At 72.6% G+C, this 19,674-nt stretch carries 12 protein-coding genes; 5 read left to right on the top strand and 7 right to left on the bottom strand.

What is annotated here, in order from left to right:
• The first annotated feature begins 720 nt into the window (after nt 1–720).
• Entirely contained in the window at nt 721–954 is a 234-nt protein-coding gene (locus tag NBX02_RS01285; protein ID WP_250281009.1) for a hypothetical protein, read from the top strand.
• A gap of 692 nt (nt 955–1,646) precedes the next feature.
• Here the strand turns inward: NBX02_RS01285 and bldC are convergent.
• Both bldC and NBX02_RS01275 read right to left on the bottom strand, forming a co-directional pair.
• Entirely contained in the window at nt 1,647–1,853 is a 207-nt protein-coding gene (gene bldC, locus NBX02_RS01280; RefSeq protein ID WP_013871846.1) for a developmental transcriptional regulator BldC, read from the bottom strand.
• 152 nt (nt 1,854–2,005) lie between these two features.
• Nucleotides 2,006–2,842, bottom strand: coding sequence for a hypothetical protein (locus tag NBX02_RS01275; RefSeq protein ID WP_250289629.1), 837 nt, complete (start codon nt 2,840–2,842; stop codon nt 2,006–2,008).
• Between the two features lie 212 nt (nt 2,843–3,054).
• Between NBX02_RS01275 and NBX02_RS01270 the strand changes: the two genes are divergently transcribed.
• The 3 genes from NBX02_RS01270 to NBX02_RS01260 all read left to right on the top strand — a co-directional run bounded on the left by NBX02_RS01270 (nt 3,055) and on the right by NBX02_RS01260 (nt 8,221).
• Nucleotides 3,055–4,176 (top strand): Glu/Leu/Phe/Val dehydrogenase dimerization domain-containing protein, encoded by a 1,122-nt coding sequence (locus NBX02_RS01270; RefSeq protein ID WP_250289624.1) that lies wholly within the window; start codon nt 3,055–3,057, stop codon nt 4,174–4,176.
• Between the two features lie 238 nt (nt 4,177–4,414).
• Complete coding sequence (locus NBX02_RS01265; protein ID WP_250281015.1) at nt 4,415–4,615, top strand: DUF3073 domain-containing protein; 201 nt, start codon at nt 4,415–4,417, stop codon at nt 4,613–4,615.
• 942 nt (nt 4,616–5,557) lie between these two features.
• On the top strand, nt 5,558–8,221 hold the full coding sequence (locus NBX02_RS01260) for an EAL domain-containing protein (RefSeq protein WP_250289622.1): 2,664 nt from the start codon (nt 5,558–5,560) through the stop codon (nt 8,219–8,221).
• Nucleotides 8,222–8,251: 30 nt separating this feature from the next.
• Here NBX02_RS01260 and purM read toward each other — a convergent pair whose 3' ends face one another.
• The 3 genes from purM to NBX02_RS01245 form a co-directional block, all read right to left on the bottom strand.
• Nucleotides 8,252–9,427 carry a phosphoribosylformylglycinamidine cyclo-ligase gene (gene purM, locus NBX02_RS01255; protein WP_250281021.1) on the bottom strand — a complete coding sequence of 392 codons (1,176 nt, stop codon included), beginning with the start codon at nt 9,425–9,427 and terminating at the stop codon, nt 8,252–8,254.
• Nucleotides 9,428–9,489: 62 nt separating this feature from the next.
• Nucleotides 9,490–11,169 (bottom strand): amidophosphoribosyltransferase, encoded by a 1,680-nt coding sequence (purF, locus tag NBX02_RS01250; RefSeq protein ID WP_250289620.1) that lies wholly within the window; start codon nt 11,167–11,169, stop codon nt 9,490–9,492.
• Nucleotides 11,170–11,765: 596 nt separating this feature from the next.
• Nucleotides 11,766–12,788, bottom strand: coding sequence for a sterol carrier family protein (locus tag NBX02_RS01245; RefSeq protein ID WP_250289618.1), 1,023 nt, complete (start codon nt 12,786–12,788; stop codon nt 11,766–11,768).
• 197 nt (nt 12,789–12,985) lie between these two features.
• On the opposite strand from NBX02_RS01245, the gene NBX02_RS01240 reads away from it, so the two are divergent.
• Complete coding sequence (locus NBX02_RS01240; RefSeq protein ID WP_250289616.1) at nt 12,986–17,134, top strand: sacsin N-terminal ATP-binding-like domain-containing protein; 4,149 nt, start codon at nt 12,986–12,988, stop codon at nt 17,132–17,134.
• Between the two features lie 209 nt (nt 17,135–17,343).
• On the opposite strand, the gene NBX02_RS01235 is transcribed toward NBX02_RS01240, so the two are convergent.
• Together NBX02_RS01235 and NBX02_RS01230 are read right to left on the bottom strand one after the other, a co-directional pair.
• Nucleotides 17,344–17,613 (bottom strand): DUF2530 domain-containing protein, encoded by a 270-nt coding sequence (locus NBX02_RS01235; protein WP_250283104.1) that lies wholly within the window; start codon nt 17,611–17,613, stop codon nt 17,344–17,346.
• Between the two features lie 40 nt (nt 17,614–17,653).
• Nucleotides 17,654–18,658: an ABC transporter substrate-binding protein gene (locus NBX02_RS01230; protein ID WP_250283102.1), complete on the bottom strand. Its 1,005-nt coding sequence runs from the start codon at nt 18,656–18,658 to the stop codon at nt 17,654–17,656.
• Nucleotides 18,659–19,674: the final 1,016 nt, after the last annotated feature.

Raw genomic sequence — 19,674 nt, 5'->3', positions numbered from 1 at the left:
CCCGGGAGCGGCCCGCCCCGACAGGCGACAGGGGACCGCCCCGGTGCGGCGGCGGCCCGGCATCCCGTGTGCCCGGCCGCAACATGGCCGGCCCGCGGCCTGACCTACCACGTTCAGGCCAAGCGGTACTTCACGTGTGCCCGGCCGCAACATGGCCGGCCCGCGGCCTCGCCCAGCCGGCGCCCATCACCAGCCGCGCCAGGCCCACCACCGGGAAGCCATGTCCAGCGCGGGGCCGCCCGGCTCCCTCGGCACCTGCTCCCGGCTCTCCACGAACGAGCCCGGCAATGTCGCGCGTCCATGCCTGGAAATGTGTGCTCCGTAACCGGGATACGACGTATATGGATACGGGCTACCCGGGATGTGCCTGGAATACGGCGCGTCGCCGGTCCGGCGTGACTGGCGGGCTCCCGGGCACCGGAACAGCCGTGTGAAGGCGGGCCGAACCGGAAGAACCGGCGGCCGGGCCCGCTTGCCCGACCGCGGAAAGCCCGGCCGCCGAAAGGGAGTTCGCCGGCACCGGTTTGGCCACCACGCGGCCGGGCACGAGCGGCTACAGCGGATTACCGGTGAACGGCCCGGGGGCCCGGCGTTCCGGCCCGCTCCGGAGAATCCCGGTGCCGTGTCGGTCGCGTCCCGGCCCCCGGGCCCACCGAACAGCGAGCAGTGAGCAGCGACAAAGCGACAGAGCCACCACAAGGGCGCCGACGGGGAGTCACAATGGGCAGTTGTGAGGTTTGCGGTAACGACTACGAGATGAGCTTCGAGGTGCACGCCCAGGGAAATGTGCACGTATTTGACAGCTTTGAGTGCGCCATCCACGCGATGGCCCCGGTCTGCGAGCACTGCGGCGTGAAGATTTCCGGGCACGGGGCGCAGACCAACGGCCAGTTCTTCTGCGGCGCCCACTGTGCCCGGGCCGCGGGACGGCAGGGGATTCGTGACCACGCATGACCTGACCGCGTGATCAGGCGTGATCAGGCGCGGGCAGGGACGGCGCGCGACCGGCAGCCACCCGGCCGGCAGCCACCCGGCCGGCGGACGTCCATGCGAGATCGGCCGTCACCCGCCCGGCGGGCCGCGGCATCCCCAGCCGCGGCCGCGGCGCGGGCGGCCATCCTGGCGGGCGCCGGTCCCAGGGATGCCCGGCGGCCCTGGATCTGATCCACTGGCCACCGGCCGAGCCCTGGCCACGGCGGGAACCGTGTGTCACGACCCCCTCGGGGTACCCGGGCCCCTCGGGGGTGCCCGGGCCCGGGGGCTCCGACCCGGAACGCCGGTCTGTCAGCGGTCCGGGAACCCGGGCCTGAGGCGGCGGGCGAAGAACTGCGGCACGCCGCCCTCAGCCTCTGGTCGAAGACCCCCGGATCCTGGCCAGGGACCCCGGCTTCCTGGTCGAAGACTCCCGGATCCTGGTCGAAGAACCCGAAAACGACTGGACGTACTGGCACGTCCTCATCTTCGACAAGATCGACACATCCGAAGCACAACCATTGCCCCTGGTTGGAACAACCGCCGTACCGACGATCCCCCTGGCCTTAGCCTGGCCGCATCGCAAGCAGCCGGAACCGCCTGGACCCCGAAGCTTGCGGACCATGCCGAAACAGGAAGGAGGATCCGATGCGTCTGATCGCGTTGGCGTGGGGCTATACCTCACTTCCCACGGATGGGATCCCCTTGAGGAGAGCCCGGACCTCCGCCTCCCGGTAGCGGCGATGGCCGCCGAGAGTGCGGATCGACGTGAGCTTGCCCGCCTTGGCCCACCTGGTCACCGTCTTCGGGTCGACACGAAACATCGTTGCCACTTCAGCGGGCGTCAGCAGCGGCTCAGCGTCCGGTGTTCTCGTCGTCATTGCGTTGGCCTCCCGTCACAGAGCGTCGCTCCGTCCCATACAGATCGTGCATCCTTCGGGGGCATTTCGGACATGGCACGTCAGGACCATCTGCTGACTAGTCACACGACGTCCGAAGCGAGCAATCACGCTCAGTTAGCACACATGAACTATCAGCTTGCAGACTCCCTGGTCTGAAGCGGTCTCCACCGGTTCAGGACACGCCCATACGCCGTAACCGCCGCGTCTGTTCGCCCTCGGCGTAACGCCGTGATCGCCTCGCCCAGGTCCGCGACCGACGTGTCGCCGCGCAGCGCGTCGTCGTCGAGCAGATCGACGACGCCCCCGTAGTCGAGCTCGATCCGGCTGTGCGGGTGGAAGTCCTCCAGCCAGCCCCCGAGCTCGGCCACGCCGTCGACGCCCGGCGAGTCCGGCGCGACCCGGCGCAGCACGTCAAGCGCCTCCAGGGCCCGGGTGACCCGGCGCTGGGCGAGGCCCATCGACGTCCGGTAGAGCAGCGACCTGTCGACGGTGTCACCCGTGACCAGGACCCGCTCCGCGGGATCGAACAGGACGAACCACGGCGGCGGCACCATCCAGGTGCAGGTCTGGACGTAGACCTTGAGACCGGGCCGGCGGCTGCGCCAGCGGTCCAGCTCGGTCTCGGCGGGCTCGGCCAGCCGGCGCGGGATGAACGCCTCGGCCACCCGCTCGGGCAGCCGGCCGCGGAACTCCATCGCGGCCTGCCACACCCGCAGCTGGGTGTACCAGGGGCAGACGAACATCAGGCCGTCCGCCATCTGCACGAAGGCGGACTCGTCGGCCACGTCCAGCGAGGGACGGATGGTCGCGGCCAGCGCGACGGCGCGTTCCCGCCGGGCACCGGCACGACGGCTGGGCACGCCTCCCTCGGCCGCGTACCGCTCCCAACGGAGCCGTTCGGCCGGGGGGAAGGCCGCCAGCGGCTCGTACACCCGCAGGTAGGCGGCCGGACTCACGACAGGCGCCACAGAAGAGATCCTGGCATGCCGGGAACATCAGCGAGCCGCCGTAGGCCCATCGTCGACACGCACCCCCCGGAAGACGACGGGGGCACACGGCGGCAACGACGAACAATCACCACCACACCAGCCCATGGAGGCACCCGCGGATACGTTGCGGACACCGGCCGCGCCCGTCCGGGACGTTCCGCCCGGCCAGGCGTCGACCCCGATGATCATTGATGGTCATTTCCCTGACGAACCCCACGTTCCCGGCGAAGGGAGCCTCACCGGTGCCGTCCGTCTTCACCGCCGGTTCGCAGCACGAACAGGTGGTCTTCTGCATGGACCCCGCCAGCGGGCTGCGCGCGATCATCGCGATCTACTCGACCGCCCTCGGCCCCGCCCTCGGCGGGACCAGATTCCACCCCTACGCCGACGAGGACGCGGCCCTGAGCGACGCCCTTGCCCTGTCCAGGGCCATGGCCTACAAGGCCGCCTGCGCCGGCCTGGACCTCGGCGGCGGCAAGGCGGTCATCCTCGGCGACCCCGGGCGGGACAAGTCCGAGCCGCTGCTGCGCGCGTACGGGCGTTTCGTGGCGTCGCTCGGCGGCCGCTACATCACCGCCTGCGACGTCGGCACGTACGTCGAGGACATGGACGTGATCGCGCGGGAGTGCCGGTGGGTCACCGGACGCTCCCCCGCGCACGGCGGCTCGGGCGACTCCGGCATCCTGACCGCCTACGGCGTGTTCGAGGGGATGCGCGCCTGCGCCCGGCACCTGTGGGGCGTGCCGTCGCTGGCGGGCCGGCGGGTGGCCGTCAGCGGCGTCGGCAAGGTCGGCCGGCGGCTGGTGGGCCAGCTGCTCGCCGACGGCGCCCGGGTGGTCGCCGCGGACGTCAGCGAGGCGGCCCTGCGGCGGCTGCGGGCGGAGTATCCCGACGCCGAGACGCACGCCGACCCCGACGCGCTCATCGGGGCCGACGCGGACGTGTACTCCCCCTGCGCGCTCGGTGGCGCCCTCACCGCGGACGTCGTCGGGGCGCTGCAGGCGCGCGTCGTGTGTGGCGCGGCCAACAACCAGCTCGCGGACGCGGACGTGGACAAGCTGCTGGCCGGGACGGGTGTGCTCTACGCGCCGGACTTCGTGGTCAACGCCGGGGGGCTCATCCAGGTCGCCGACGAGATCGAGGGCTACTCCCCGGAGCGGGCGCGGGCGAAGGCGAGCGGCATCTTCGCCTCGACCCTGGAGGTGCTGGCCCTCGCCGAGCGGACCGGGGTCACCTCCACCGTCGCCGCCACCCAGCTGGCGGAGCGCCGCATCAGCGAGGTCGGACGGCTACGCCAGATTCTCGTTCCCTGATGTTCGGAGCGGCCCCTGATGTTCGGAGCGGCCCCGGCGTTCAGGAGTAGCCGAAGCGGCCGGTCGCCAGATTTCGATCTGTGATTCATGTCACGTATATGCCGCTGCGATCGCCTCCCAACCGGACAACTGTGGGGTTGGCATGCCGGGCGGCCCGCGATCCCTGTAGTCTCGGGAGGCACGAGACAATGAGAGCACCGGGGCGGGTCCCCGTCGTCATGTTCGAGGGGGTCGAGCCATGGGGCGCGGCCGAGCGAAGGCCAAGCAGACGAAAGTCGCCCGCGAGCTCAAGTACAACTCGCCGAATATGGACCTGGATCGGCTGAAGGCCGATCTGGGCGCGAGCAGTACGCGAGACGACACTGCGGACGATCCGTACTCGGATGATTCCTACGAGTACGACTACGTCGATGAGGATGAGGACACCGGCCGACGGTAGCGGTACGCGCATGGTGCGCAGGCCCGTGGGTCCCGCGTCACCGGGTACCACCGTCGGGCAGTGCTCCTCACCACCGCAAGGTGCGCCAGGGGTGCGCGTCCCACGCCCGTTCCACGTGTGGGACGCGCACCCGTTCTGGACGCTTCGAGCTCTTCCGGGGCGGCCATCGCGCGGCCGGCGCTCCACCGGAGGCAGCCGTCCCGGGGCGGTGCGAGCCGTCGGCGTCCCGTGAACGTCCGGTCACGGGAGCTCACACGGCCCGCAGGCCCACCAGCCGGCGCACCTCCGGGGCGCAGGCGGCTCCGTCCGGGGGCGCGCGGACGGGTCTCACAGGGCTGGTGCGTGGTCGCTCCGCGGGTTCCGGCGGGTTCACCGGCCCACGTGGCCATCGGGTAGCACGTGAAGCCGCGGGCGTCCGCCGGACGGTCCGCGGGTCGACGGGCGAGCATCACAGGCCCGGGTACCGCGTCCGTACGCCGCCGCCATACCTCCGTCGCGGGCCCGACAGACGGGCATGGCGATGGGGAGCCGAAGCGTGCGAATCACCCAAATTTTGTCGCATTTAGTTATTTATATGAGACATATTGTAACGGACCGCTATATGATCTATGCCACTATGGGCAACATTCGAGCTGAGCATCCCGGTCAGCACGGACTCGACCGATACACGTGGCAAACTGGCGGGGTCGCATCGCCATCGGACCGCACCAGCTGGCGGCAATGACGGCCGTTCCATCCGAGCGGGTCTCGGCCTGAACGTGAGCCTACGAGAAGGCTGCTGGCAGGCATCGGCGCGTTGCCCGCAAGGTCGAGACGGAGGCCGGCTACATGTCCACGAAGCCGCCGTCCGCCTCCTCAGATCATGCTACCCAGGGTGATGAACGGTCACGTTCCCTTCGTTCGCCCCAGATTCTGTACGGCGTGCTCGCGTGCACGTCCGCCGTGGCTGTCGCCGTCGCCGTCGCGGCACTGTTCGCCGCCCGGGGTGACCGGCCCGCCTGGGGCGCGCTCGCCCTGGCTCTGCTGGCGTGCGTGCTTGGCCAGCTACCGGTGGTCATTCGCCGGATCGGCCGGAATCTGGATGGCGTCAACCTCAGGGAATCTTCGCTGATCATCGCCCTCGCGCTGGTCCCGGGCCCGTGGGTCGTCCTGCTCAGCCTGCCGACAACGCTGGGAGCGCAGCTGGCCGCCGGGCACCGGCGGTTCCCAGCGCTGGTACGCACCGCTGTCGTCACCACGAGTACCGGGATGGCTGTCCTGGCCGCGGCCGCGGTCATGGGTGGCCGTGGCCTGCCGGCGGCGCTGCCGAGCACCCGTGCGTTCGTCGCCGTGGCCGTCGCCGCCATGGCCTGCGGCATCCTCACCTGGCTTCTCAGCACGCTTCTCACCGCGTGTATCGCAACGCGCGTCACAACGTGGTCGAGATGGCCGGCCCGCCGCATGCCGCACGACAGCTTCGCCCTCCTGCGGATGCAGTCGATCATCGCGAACACCGCGCTGGGCCTGCTGCTGGTCGCGGCCGTGAGCTGGAGCCCGGCCGTCGCGCTGGCGCTTCCGTTCGCCGCGGCCGGTCCCGGCATCGGCCACTACCGCAGGCTGCGCTCCCTGGAGGAACGCGGCCACTGGGACGAGGTCAACGCCGCTACCCGGGAGCTCGCCGACGCCGACGAGCCAACCGTCATCATGATCGCACAACGCAGGGCCGAGATCCTCTTCCGCGCGGACAGCACGGTGCTGACCACCTGGCCCGCCGCGCCCGCCGGCACCGCACCGACCGACAGCAGGCCCGCCGACAGCGCGTCCACCGACACCACACCCACTGACGCCGCACCCGCCAGCGCCACGCTCACCGGCCCCACGCTCACCGGCACCGCGTCGGCAGCGGCCGGCCAGCACGCGCCGGCAACGGCCGGGCGGCATCCACCGCCAGGTGCGCCGCCGGAAGACGCCCACCAGCAAGACTCTCCTTCCGGGCGGGACGCCCACCGGCAGGAGGAGCGATGGCCGGTTCCGCCCGGGCGCCGCCGGTGGCTGCCACCCCGGCTCCGGGAGATCAGCGCCCCCCTGCTCGCGGGCGAGGAACGGATCGGCTTACTCACCCTGAGCTTCCGCCGGCCGACGGCCTGGCGTCGCCACGAGGAGCAGGTCCTGGCGGCCTTCACCCAGGCAGTCTCCCGCGCCCTCGCGCATGCCCGGCTGGAGGCCCACGCCCGCCAGGTGGCCGAGGAGCAGGCCCACGACGCCGGGCACGACTGGCTGACCGGCCTGGGCAACCGCCGGCTGCTGATGGCCAGGGCAGCGGCCGAGCTGCGGCGGCAGGCCGAGAGCGGGCGGTCCGTCGCCCTCGTGATGATCGACCTGGACCGCTTCAAAATCATCAACGACACCCTCGGGCACAGCGCCGGCGACCGGGTGCTACAGGCGGTCGCCGAGCGGCTGCGGCGCGGCGTCCGGGCGGACGACGTCGTCACCCGCCTGGGCGGGGACGAGTTCGCCGTCCTCGTCACCGGTATCGACGACCCCGCCCAGGCCGAGGCGGCCGCCGCCGAACTCGCCGACGTGCTGTGCCGGGACATCGTCATGGACGGCATCCCGCTGGCGGTGGAGGCGTCCCTCGGGGTCGCCTGCCACCCGCAGGACGGCGGCACCATCGAGGAGCTGCTGAAACACGCCGACATCGCCATGTACCAGGCGAAACACTCCCATCCCCGGTGGCGGCGTTTCGACGCCGGCAGCCACGACCCGTCCCTGGAACGGCTCGCCCTGGTCGCCGAGCTGCGCTCCGCGATCAGCGGGAACGAGCTGGTACTGAACTACCAGCCCCAGGTGGAGCTGCGGACCGGGCGGATCAGCGGCGTCGAGGCACTGGTGCGCTGGAAGCATCCACGGCGCGGGATGCTCACCCCCGAGATGTTCGTCCCCGCGATCGAGCAGTCCGGGCTGGTGCAGGACTTCACCAAGGCGATCCTCGAGCAGGCCCTCGTCGCGTGCGCCGGCTGGCGGGCCAGCGGGTTCGACATCACGGTGTCGGTCAACCTCTCCGCCCGCAACCTCCTGAACACCGAACTTCCCGGGGACGTGGCGAAGCTGCTGGTCAAGCACGACGTCCCGGCGGCGGCACTCACCCTGGAGATCACCGAGACCGCGATGATGTCGGACAAGCGGACGGCCCACCGGCTGCTGGGCAAGCTGCGGGAGATCGGCGTCCGGATCGCCGTCGACGACTTCGGCACCGGATTCTCCTCTCTGACCATGCTGCAGGAGCGGATCCTCGACGAGGTCAAGGTGGACCAGAGCTTCGTCCGCAAACTGCTGGTCGAGCAGGGTGACGCCGCGATCGTCTCCGCCACGATCCACCTGGCGCACACCCACAGCCTCCAGGTGGTCGCGGAGGGGGTGGAGACCGCCGAGCTCATGGCCGCGCTGGCGGCGCTGCGGTGCGACTTCGTCCAGGGCCTGTACACCGGCGCGGCCATGCCGCTGCCGGAGCTCACCGCCTATCTGCGGGCATCGGAGTCCGCGCCCCGCCGGGCGGTCGGCACGAACGCCCGGATCCTGCCGCTGTACCGCCAGCGGCCCCGCGGCCCCAAACCCCCCGGGGACTGACCAGCCCCGGGAGGCGCCGACCAGCGCCGGCTATCCGGCGGGCGGGTGTTCCCCGACAAGCTCGGCCCGGCCCTCCTCCGCGGCACCGTTGACGGAGCCGGCGGCGCCCTCGGCGGTGCCCCCGCCGGGGCGGGCGGTGACCTCCCCGACGATCCAGGCGGGGATCCCGCGGGCGGCGAGCAGGTCCACGGCGGCGGGCGCATCGTCCGCGCCGAGCACGGCGACCATCCCCACCCCGAGGTTGAACGTGCGTTCCATCTCGGCCCGCGGTATGCCGCCACGCCCGGCCAGCAGGGCGAACAGGGGCGGCGGGGCCCAGGTGGCGCGGTCCAGCCGGGCGGTCAGGCCGGCGGGCAGCACCCGCGCCAGGTTGGCCGCGAGCCCGCCGCCGGTGACATGCGCGAAGGCGTGGACGTCCAGCGCCTCGGCCAGGGCGAGACAGTCGCGGGCGTAGATCCGGGTGGGGACGAGCAGCGCGTCACCGAGAGTGGCGCCCAGGTCGTCCTCGTGGCGGGCCAGGGCGGCCCGGCCTTCCGCGGACACCCCGCCGGGGCCGTCCGGGTCCGGCGGGCCGAGCAGCGCGTGGCGCACCAGGGAGTACCCGTTGGAGTGCAGGCCGGACGAGGCCATCGCGACCACCGCGTCCCCGGGCCGCACCCGGTCCGGCCCCAGCAGCGCGTCCGCCTCCACCACACCGACGCCGGTGGCGGCGAGATCGTAGTCGTCGGCGCCCATCAGGCCGGGATGCTCCGCGGTCTCACCGCCGACCAGCGCGGCGCCGGCCTGCTGGCAGCCCCGCGCGATCCCGGCGACGACCGCCGCGATCCGCTCCGGGACGACCGTCCCGCAGGCGATGTAGTCCAGCAGGAACAGCGGTTCGGCGCCGCAGACCACCAGGTCGTCCACGACCATCGCGACCAGGTCGACACCGACGGTGTCGTGTCGTCCGACCGCCCGCGCAATGGCGATCTTCGTGCCTACGCCGTCGGTCGACGAGGCGAGCAGCGGACGCCGGTAGCGGGCGACGTCGAGCGCGAACAGCCCGGCGAAACCGCCGAGGGAACCGACCACCTCGGGCCGCGTGGCCCGGGCGACGTGCTCACGCATGAGCGTGACTGCACGGTCACCGGCGTCGATGTCGACGCCGGCGTCCCGATAGGACACCGCCGGCGACGAGACCCCTGTCGGAACCGGTGGCGGGGCCAGTGGCGAGGAAGACGCCTCAGGCCTCGCGGCCCGCGAGCCGGGCGGAACGGGCGGTGGCACGCTCAACCCGGCCGCACCACGGAGTCCACGTCCGGGGAGGGGTCGGCGCCGTTCATCCCGGCCGTGATCTCGCTCACGACGTCCTCCAGCAGGTACTTGCCGAGATGGCCGGTGTGCGGGAGCGGCACCGGGTACACCCCGTCGAAACAGGCCCGGCAGAGCGTCTCGGCCGGCTGCCGGGAGGCCGCGACCAGGCCGTCCAGCGAGACGTAGGCGAGCGAGTCGGCACCGAGCGACTCACGGATCTCCTCGACGCAGGAACTGCTCGCGATCAGCTCCGCCCGGGTGGCGAAGTCGATGCCGTAGAAGCACGGCCAGCGCACCGGGGGCGAGGAGATCCGCACGTGCACCTCGGCGGCGCCGGCCTCCCGCAGCATCCGTACCAGGGCCCGCTGGGTGTTGCCACGCACGATCGAGTCGTCGACGACGACGAGCCGACGGCCGTCGATCACATCGCGCAGCGGGTTGAGCTTCAGGCGGATGCCGCGCTGGCGGATGGTCTGCGACGGCTGGATGAAGGTGCGTCCCACATAGGAGTTCTTCACCAGGCCCTCGCCGTAGGGGATCCGGCTGGCCTCGGCGAAGCCGACCGCCGCCGGCACGCCGGACTGCGGCACCCCGATGACGAGATCGGCGTCCGCCGGAGCCTCACGGGCGAGGGCGCGGCCGACCTCGACCCGGGTCGCGTGCACGGACCGGCCCGCGATCGTCGTGTCCGGGCGGGCCAGGTAGACGTACTCGAACAGGCAGCCGTGCGGCGTCGCGGGCGCGTACCTGTGCGAGCGCGGCCCGGCGGCGTCGATGACGACCAGCTCGCCGGGCTCGATCTCGCGGACGAACTCGGCGCCGACGATGTCGAGGGCGGCGGTCTCGCTCGCCACGACCCAGCCGGCCGCCGGGGCGTCCCCGCCACCCCCGCCACCCCCGCCGAGCCGGCCGAGGACCAGCGGGTGCACCCCGTGCGTGTCCCGGGCCGCGTACAGGGTCGAGGTGTCGCAGAAGACCAGCGAGAACGCGCCGGCCAGCCGGGGCAGCACGGCCATGGCCGCGTCCCGCAGCGTCGGCCCCGGATGGGCGGCCAGCATGGCCGTGATCAGATCGGAGTCGGTGGTCGCCCGGATCCGGTCCTCGCCGGTGTCGACGAGGCCGGCGGCGAGCTCGACGGTGTTGGTCAGGTTCCCGTTGTGACCGAGTGCGACGCCTCCACGCCGCGACGACCGGTAGGACGGCTGGGCGTTCTCCCAGGTCGACGACCCGGTCGTCGAGTAGCGGGTGTGCCCGACGGCCACGTGGCCGGACAGGCTGGCCAGCGTCACCTCGTCGAAGACCTGGGCGACCAGCCCCAGCTCCTTGAAGACGAGGACGGCCCGGCCGTCGGCGACGGCGATGCCCGCTGCCTCCTGCCCCCGGTGCTGCAACGCGTACAGCCCGTAGTAGGTGAGTTTCGCGACGTCCTCGTCCGGCGCCCACACCCCGAAGACCCCGCAGGCGTCCCGCGGACCGGGATCATCGGAGCAGTCGGGAAAGTGATCGGGAACACAGCATCCCGCGCCGGAACCGCCAGCTCCCGCACCCGATGCGCCGGGACCACGCGCCGTCACAGCCCGCGGAACGCGGGCGGACCCGGGGCCTTCCGCCGAACAGGCAGGTGGGCAGGTCGAACAGTCACCGACGTCGCGCAACACAGCTCCTTGGACGTCATTGGTACTGGTCCGGCGTCCACGCTAGCAGTGCGGACCCGGGCCTACACCCGTCGATCTACAACTCATGCGGGCGGGAGCGGACATCACAGGCATATTTGACGTTTCCGCCGGCAGAACCAGCCCGGCCACCTTCCCGCCGGGACGGCGATCATCCCACCGACCAGGAGGCAGCGGACGTCCCGGCACGATCATCTAGAGCGCCGGTCAAGTAGCGCGGATCCCATTCACGACCACCCGCACAGACCATGATCCAGGAAAGTTTGTCGTTGTGTACGCTTTTTGTCCGTAAAAGCGTACACAACGACAAACTTGCGCCGATCTTCTCCGACGGCCGGCGTCCATCGAAACGGGTCACCGTTCGGGGGGATACGCATGGTTAGCTGACCGGCGCTCCCGTACGCGCCCGTCAGGCCGTCAGGCCGTCAGGCCGTCAGGCCGTCAGGCCGTCAGGCCGTCAGGCCGTCAGGCCGTCAGGCCGTCAGGCCGTCAGGCCGTCAGGCCGTCAGGCCGTCAGGCCGTCAGGCCGTCAGGCCGTCAGGCCGTCAGGCCGGATGATCCCAGTTGGGTGGTTCCGGTCAGGCGACCCGCAGCAGTGGGAGGTACGGACGAAGATCGGCACGGGCGCCGCCGGCTCGGACCCGGCCGTCCGCGGTCGCGTCCGCCCAGCTCAGCCGGCCTGCCGCAAGCTCGACGAAGGCGACCGCCCCAGCCTCCACCACGTTCGGCGGGGTGCCCCGGGTGTGCCGCGGGCCTTCGACGGCCTGCACCGCGGCGAAAGGGGGCACCCGGACCTCCACCGAACGCCCGGGAGCGCGGGCCACGAGCTCGCCGGCGCACGCCTTCACGGCGAGCCGCAGCGCGTCCCGGGCCGGCTCGACCCCGATATCCAGGCCGTGCACGACACCCGCCACCACCTCGGCGAGCAGCAGATCCCCGAGACGTATCCCGGTCCCGCCGGTGCCCGCCCCGCCGCCGGTGCCGCCGGCCGGGCCCCCGTCGACGGTACCGACGGCCAGGCCCCCGTCACCAGTAGTCAGAAATTCGTCACTATTAGTCATATACCCGTCACCGGTAGTCAGGCTCTCACCGGTGGCAGGCAGGCCCTCACCGGTGGCGGTCGTGACAGTGACCAGACGCCCGATGTCGGCGCCGTCGACAGCGGCCACCGCGGCGGCGATGCGCTCCCGCAGCCGCGAGCGGGCGCCAGCCGCGGAACCGGCGGGGCTGTCCGGCCCGGGGGCGTCGATGCCGGCGGCCGGTGACTGCCGGCCGGCAGGGGGATGGCCGGCGTCGGCAAGGGGGCCACCAGCAAGGAGGCCACCGGCAGAGGGAGGGCCGGCAGGACAGCCCGCGAGGTAGGCGGAGGTGGACAGCGTCGGCGCGGTGGCGGGCGGCGGCGCGGACACGGCCGCGTCCGCGAGCGCGGCGATGGACCTGGCCAGGTGCCCGACGACATCCGCGACGCTGCGGCCGGGCAGCCTGCTCGGCCGCGTGAACGCCAGGCCGGCGGACGCGTCCACCTGGTCCGCGATCCGCTGCCACTGGCTGATCAGCGCCGGCACCAGCTTCGGATCATCACGACGAGCCGCGGATGCCACCGTCCGATTATCGGCCGGCACATCGGCAAGCCGATTCCGGCACATCGGCAAGCCGGCCATCGACTGGCGGCCACCGGCCTGGTCGTCGGCCGACGCGCCGGTGGCCGGTCATCGGCTGGTGACCGGGCCGCGACGCGATCGTTGATCTTTTTGCTCCCGGGACGCTGGCCCGGGCCGTCGGAGAGGAGGATGGGCCGATGGACGCACAGCCGTACGGGAACGTGATCGTGGACGCGAGCGCCGGCGGCGTGACCCCGGGCGACCTGTTCGGGACGGCCGCCATCCGCCGCCGGGTGCTGGACGCCTGGGCCGCCTCCCCCGCCCGCTTCCGCGAGGACGCGAACGCCGAGGAGGACGCCGCCCGCGGCGCCTACCACGACCGCCTCGTCGTGGAACTGCTCCAGAACGCCGTGGACGCGGCCCAGGCCGCCGGGGCCGACTGTCGCGTCCTCATAACGCTGACCAGCGGCGACACCCCCGGTGGCCATGCCTCCGGCAGCTACGGCCCCGACAGTCACGGCCCGGGCGGTCACGGCCCGGGCGGTGGCGAGCACCGCAGCCGAAGCGGCGGCATGCTGGAGATCGCCAACACCGGAGCGGCGCTGTCCGCGCCGGGGGTCGAGTCGCTCTCGACGCTGCGTGCCTCGGCCAAACGCGACACCGCGGCCCTCGGCCGCTTCGGCGTCGGCTTCGCCGCGGTCCTGGCCGTCAGCGACACCCCGTCGATCGTGTCGCGCTCGACCGCCGCGCCACAGTCGAGCGCGACATGGGACGCCGGGGACGCCGCCGGCGCGCCGGGCGGCGGCTTCGGCGTCCGCTGGTCGAAGCGGGAAACGATCGACGCGGTAGGCGGGCTCGGGGTGCCGGCCCTCGATGCCGAGCTGGCCCGCCGCGGCGGTGCCGTCCCGGTGCTCCGGCTGCCCCTGCCCGTCCTCTACGCGGCGGCGCCGCCAGCGGGCTACGACACCGTCGTCCGGCTGCCGCTGCGCGACGCCGACGCGGTCGCCCTGGCCCGCACCCTTCTCGCGGGCCTCGACCCGACGCTTCCGCTGGTCATGCCCGGGCTCACCGAGGTCACCATCGTGATCGACGGCGTCCGGCGGACCCTGTCCTGCACCTGGGCGGACCGGGCGCCGGACGGCGTGGAGATCGCCGTGCTCGACGGCAGGCGCTGGCTCGGCCGGGTCCGGCGCGGGATGATCCCGCCCGCTCTGCTCGCCGACCGGCCGGTGGAGGAGCGGGCCCGCACCGGGTTCGAGACGCGGGCCTTCGTACGCGAGGGCGGCTGGCCCGCTGACGTGCCGAAACTCGTCCGCGCGCCGCAGCCGACCGACGAGCGGCTGTCGTTGCCGGTGCTGGCCAGCGTGGGCCTGCCGCTGGAGCCGTCCCGCCGGCACACGGTCGCCGGCCCGCTGCGGGACTGGCTGGTCGACCGGCTCGCCGAGACGGTCGTCGACCTCGCCGTCGACCTGGGCAACGGCCTCCTGCCGCCGCCGGACGCCCAGCCTGCGCCGCCACCCGCGTCGGCGTCGGCACCAGTGCCGACGATCCCGAATGCCGCGTCAGCACAGGCACGGTCGCTCTGGGACGTCCTGAGAGCGCAGGAGGCTCTGGACACCCAGCGGCCACCGGCGGATCCGGCGGGGCCTGCCACCTCGTCGCCGGGAACGGCGTTGGACGCCTCGCCGGGAACGGCGTTGGACGCCTCGCGGTGGCAGGCGGCGCTGGACGCCGCGTCGGCGCCGGCTGCCTCGCTCGAGCTCGTCCCCACCGGGCTGCCGGTCGGCGACGTCGACGCCAGGCTGCGGGACGCTCTCGCCCGGCTGCTGCCGGACGCGCCGCTGCTGCCCGGCGGCCGCCGTGGCGCCGACTGCCTCGTCGGCGACCTCGGCCCCGCGACCGATCCGGTCACCGGACTGCTCACGGCCGCATCCGGCGATCCCGCCCCGGCTCCGGAAGATCCCGCCACGGTCCCGGCGTCCGCGGGCAGCACCTCGCCGGCCGGCAGCCGCCCGCCCGCCCGCGAGGGCCTGCCCAGGGCCGATCGCGAGATCGCCGACCTCGAACGGCTCCTGCCCGCCGCCGCGGACCTGCCCGCCGGTGACGGCGATCGCGCGGGCGGGTCCGTGGGTGACGCCGGCGGCACCGTCGACGGGCTGTTGCCCGCGGCCTACGCCGCCCGCCGGTGGCGGCCGGCCCTCGACGCCCTGGGGGTACGCCGTCTCGACACCGCCGGGGTCGTCGAGATCCTCACCGAGCTGCGCAGGCCGCCGGCCTGGTGGGCACGGGTCTACGCGGCGCTGGCGCACGCCCCCGACCGGGACGCCCTCGGCGCCCTGCCCGTCCCGCTGGCCGCCGCACCCACCGCCGCCGCGCTCCCCACGGCGTCCGCGGCCCCCACGCTCGCCGCGGACGCGGACGCGGACGCGGACACCGGAGCGGGCGTGACCGGCAACGCCGACGGCTCCCAGGAGCTGGGCGTCCGGATGGTCACCGGCCCGCGAGGGGTCCTGCTCCCCACCTCTGAGCTGGATGTTGTCACGCTGGTGGCCTCGGGCCTCCCGCTGCGGGTGGCACACCCGGACGCCTGTGCCGGTGCCGCCCGCGACGCCCTGCGCACGCTGGGCGCGGTCGAGGGGACCCCCGCCGGTGTCCTGCGCGACGGCTCCGTCCGCGATGCGATCATCGATGTCGACGCGGACGCCGATTCCGACGCCGCGCTCGCGCTGGCGGGCGCCGTCCTGGCCCTGGTCCGGGACGCGGGCCTCGGCGTCGCCAGCGGGCTCGACGGCGGCGCCGGCAGCATCGACGGCAGCATTGTTACTTTTGGTGACGACAATGCCTCCGGTGAACTGTCCTGGCTCGCCGACCTGCTGCTTCCTGACAGCGATGGCGACTTCACCCCCGCCGGGGAGCTCCTGATCGCAGACAGCCCGCTCGACCAGGTGCTCGCGGCGGACGCGCCGTTCCGCGTCCTGGCCGACGACCTCGCGCGGGCATGGCCGGCGGAGGTGCTCGAGGCGGTCGGGGTGCTGCGGACCTTTGCCGTGCTCAGCGCCACCGACGTCCGGCTCGACCCGGACGAGCCGGTCCTGCTCGACCTGGACGACAGCGACCTCTGGGTAGCGGAGATCACCGCCGGCAGTCCGCCCGGAGCCGGCCCGGATCCGGACGTGGACGGGCCGGGCGCGCCGCCCACCCTGCGGGCTTTCGCCGCCGTACGCGACCTCGAGCTCGTCGACCCGTCACAGTGGCCCGCCGCGCTCGCGGAGCTGGCCCGGCCGCCCCTACGAGACACGATCATGAAGTCCGGCCGGCTCCAGTGGCCCGATCGTCCTGGTCGGAGCCGGGGCGCCGGAGCCGGTGCTGGTATCGGGCCGGCCGCGGACGTCGGAGTGTCGTACACGCGCTGGTGGCTTTCACGCAACGCGCTGCTGCCGGTCGCCGGCTCCACGGCCGCGCTGCCACCGCCGGAGCTCACGCTGCCCGGCGCCGACCCGCTGCTGGCCGGGCTGTTCGCGCCGGCCGCCCCCCTGCCCGGGGTCGACGCCGACCTGCTGCGCCGGCTCGGCTGCCGGCTCACACTCTCCGACGTCCTCGGTGATCCGGACGCCGTGCTCGACCTGCTGGACCGGCTCGGCGACGCCGACCGGGACGTGCCGTGGCCGGCGGCCCGCGCCCTCTACATGGCCGCGGTGGACGCCGTCGCGGCCCTCCCCCGCTCCGGAATCACCAGCGACGGCGCCTACCGCGACACCGACACCGACACCGACGGCGAGACCGGCGATGGCGACGACGACGACGACGGACCGGCCAGTATTGACCCTCCGCTGACCGTTCGCACCCCGGACGGCGTGGTACGGACCTCCGACGCCGTGATCGTGGACGCGCCGGACCTCCTGCCGCTGCTCGGCGCGGGCCGCGGCGCGCTGCGGCTGCCGCTGGACCGGGCGGCCGAAGCGTCATACGTACTCGGTGTCCCCCTGCTCTCGTCGCTGGGTGACTGTGACGTCATCACTACCCGCGATGACCACAACACCGTCATCGGCGCCGGTGAAGGGGACACCCCCGAAGAGCTCACCGCACCGGACGGGACGCCGTACCTTTCCCACACCCGCCTGCTCGTGGCCGACGTCGACGGCCGGCCCACGCCCGTCCCATGGCGGGTGCTCGGCGGCATCGGCGGGGAGATCCACATCGACGCCGGCTCCGGGACGGACGCGCTGGCCAGGGCCCTGGCCTGGCACGCCGGCACCTGGGACCGCCGCCACGCCATCGCCGAAGCGCTGCGCGACCCCGCCCGCGAAGCCCAACGCCAGGCCGAAGCCGACCTCGACGACTCCTGACCAGCAGCGCCCGGCCACCGGCTCGACGGGCAACAGCGGACACACCGGACAGGAGCCGCCATGAAAGGCTGGACCCCTGACCTTTAACGCGAGCCCGCGGCGTCAAAGGTCAGGCGGTGAACGGATGGCCCACTAAGTGGATACCTGACCGATATTCTCGATGTCATCCACCGGAATCGGAGATGACCGGCTGCCGCGGCTGGAATCGGCTACGGCTGGGACTGGTCGGTGCGGGCGGTGGGGAGCTGGCGGCGGAGGCGGTTGCGGCGGCGGGTCGTGGACCAGACTCCGACCAGGCCGAGCAGCGTGCCGACGGCCGTGGTGGCGATCCACCACAGGTGGCCGTCAGCCCGCAGGCCGCCCCGGAACGGCAGCATCACGATCAGCGCGACGAACCACAGGACCGTGCCCACCCGTACCGACAGCACACCGTCGTACGGGAGCGGCTCCAACTGCCGACGCTCACCCGTCACGCTCACCCGTACGACGCTACCCGCCCCGCCCCGGCCAGCTGCCCGGTCAGCCGCTCAGCGCGCGGACCAGGAACGAGGCCACATCGAGTTTCTTGTCGAGGACGCCGGCCTCGGTGTAGATGTCCGCGGTGCGTTGCAGGTCCTTGACGACCGTGTCGTCGATCGGGACCGCGGCTATGTTCCGACGATCGACCACCGCGGCCGCGACCGGCCCCGGCAGCTTCGTCAGGGAGGCGAACAATGTGGTGAACGCCTCCTTGTTGCTGTTCGTCCATGCGTACGCCCGGCCCTGACGGACGAGGAAGTCGGCGATGGCCGCGCGTTTCGCCGGATCCTCGAATGCCTGCTGGGAGGCTACGGTGAATCCGAGGCCGGTGCTGATCCCGCTGCCGTCCCGAAGGACCCGGGCGCCCTTTGCCTCCGACAACGCGATGTACGGGTCCCAGGTGGCCCATGCCGCGATCTGGTTGGAGTCGAAGGCGGCGCCGGCCGCCTGCGGCGACAGGAACGAGATCTCCACGTCGTTCGGGGCGAGCCCGGCCTCCCGGAGCGCGCCGAGCAGCAGATAGTGCCCGACGCTGCCCTTCGTGGTCGGCGAGACGGTCTTGCCCTTCAGCTCCGCCACGCTGTGGATGGGCGAGTCCTTGCTGACCAGGAGCGCGACTCCCCGCGGGGAGCTTCGGGACGCGCCGACGACCTTCAGCGGCGCGCCGGAGCCGAGCGAGGACAGGACGGGGGCGTCCCCGGCGCCGCCGATGTCGGCGGCGTTCGCCCGCAGCGCCTGCAGCAGGGGCGCCGCGGCGGAGAAGTCCGACCATTCGACCTTGTACGGCGCGCCCTTGAGCGCGCCGGAGGCGTCGAGCACCGCCTTGTTCTGGCCGACCTGGTCCGCGACCCGCAGGGTCACCCCGGACAGGTCCGGCGCGACACCCGCCGATGTCGGTTTCGGCGTGTCGGTTCCCCCGCCGCAGGCGGCAGCCACCAGCAGGGCCGCGAGCGCGGCGGCGCCGGCGAGCAGGCGGGGTTTCGGACGGGTCGACAGACGTGGCATCAGGCAACTCCGGTACGCGGACCTCTGCCGTCCGCGGAGACGAGGGTGAAGGCAGGAGGACAGGAAGGCAAGAAGTGACGGTGACGGGAAACAGGCCGGCCGGCCGGCGGAGGCATCAGGGCCGCCACCGGTAAATCCCGATTACGGAAAGTCGCAATTCGGTAGGGAACCGGTCGTGCGCCGGCCGGTCCGAGATCTGCGGCGCCTTACGCGGCCGTCATCGACAGCGGCTGCTCCAGGCCAGACCGTAATCCACGCAACGACGGCGCGTCAGGACGGTCTCGGCAGGCACAAAACAGCACTCTGCGTATTTTTCGCTTGTTCAGTCAAGAAGTAGAAAAGTGACATGCATCACACAACTTGGTCTGTTGACGCAGGTAGGAGCGTCGTGCTTCCGTTGATTTCATGTTCAAGCCGGCGCTTCTGGTTACTCGGGGTCACATCGACCTTCTTCGGGTGAAGTCCGCCGCATGTCCGGCATCCCGGCCGGGGACGTGACCTCGCCCAACCCGCGGCGACCCGAAAATGTGACGATTTGAACGCGTGACGCGACGAGCGCCCGACAGGCCCGCTGCCAGAGGCTCCAGGAATTTCTGATCGTCTTCGGCCGGCCGCGGCGATTTGTTTTCGGATATCCGACGAACCGGCGACAGGTCAGCCGCGCCTCCCGGCGAATCAGGACGGCTCCTGACAGCCCCGGCAGATATCGGCGGATGCCAGCGGATCCGCCGGCTGGCCGCCATCCGTGTCCGGCGTCCGCCCGGCGGTACGCAGGAGGACGACAGCATCACCACTGACACCATCGCCGGCTGCCACCATCGCCGGCCTTGAGTTTCGCCGGCTCCATATTCCGCCGGCCGTGCTGGCGCCGGGAGCACATCCGGAGCGGAGAAAACCACAAGCGGAGAATTTGTGACGACACAGACACTTCCCACTGGGAGGGACGCGACAGGCGCGGCCGGCCAGGACGCGGGCGCCGACGCGTCGGGCGCGCCCGCGGTGCCGGACGCCCCGCC

The sequence above is a fragment of the Protofrankia sp. CiP1_Cm_nod1 genome (genome assembly GCF_920888515.1).
Taxonomy (GTDB): domain Bacteria; phylum Actinomycetota; class Actinomycetes; order Frankiales; family Frankiaceae; genus Protofrankia.
This window is presented reverse-complemented; position numbering and strand designations above follow the sequence as displayed.

Excerpts from the sequence above, each read along its gene's own strand:
- NBX02_RS01285 (WP_250281009.1), top strand. The coding sequence starts at position 721 with ATGGGCAGTTGTGAGGTTTGCGGTAACGACTACGAGATGAGCTTCGAG.
- bldC (WP_013871846.1), bottom strand. The coding sequence starts at position 1,853 with ATGACGACGAGAACACCGGACGCTGAGCCGCTGCTGACGCCCGCTGAA.
- NBX02_RS01270 (WP_250289624.1), top strand. The coding sequence starts at position 3,055 with ATGGTCATTTCCCTGACGAACCCCACGTTCCCGGCGAAGGGAGCCTCA.
- NBX02_RS01265 (WP_250281015.1), top strand. The coding sequence starts at position 4,415 with ATGGGGCGCGGCCGAGCGAAGGCCAAGCAGACGAAAGTCGCCCGCGAG.
- NBX02_RS01240 (WP_250289616.1), top strand. The coding sequence starts at position 12,986 with ATGGACGCACAGCCGTACGGGAACGTGATCGTGGACGCGAGCGCCGGC.
- NBX02_RS01230 (WP_250283102.1), bottom strand. The coding sequence starts at position 18,658 with ATGCCACGTCTGTCGACCCGTCCGAAACCCCGCCTGCTCGCCGGCGCC.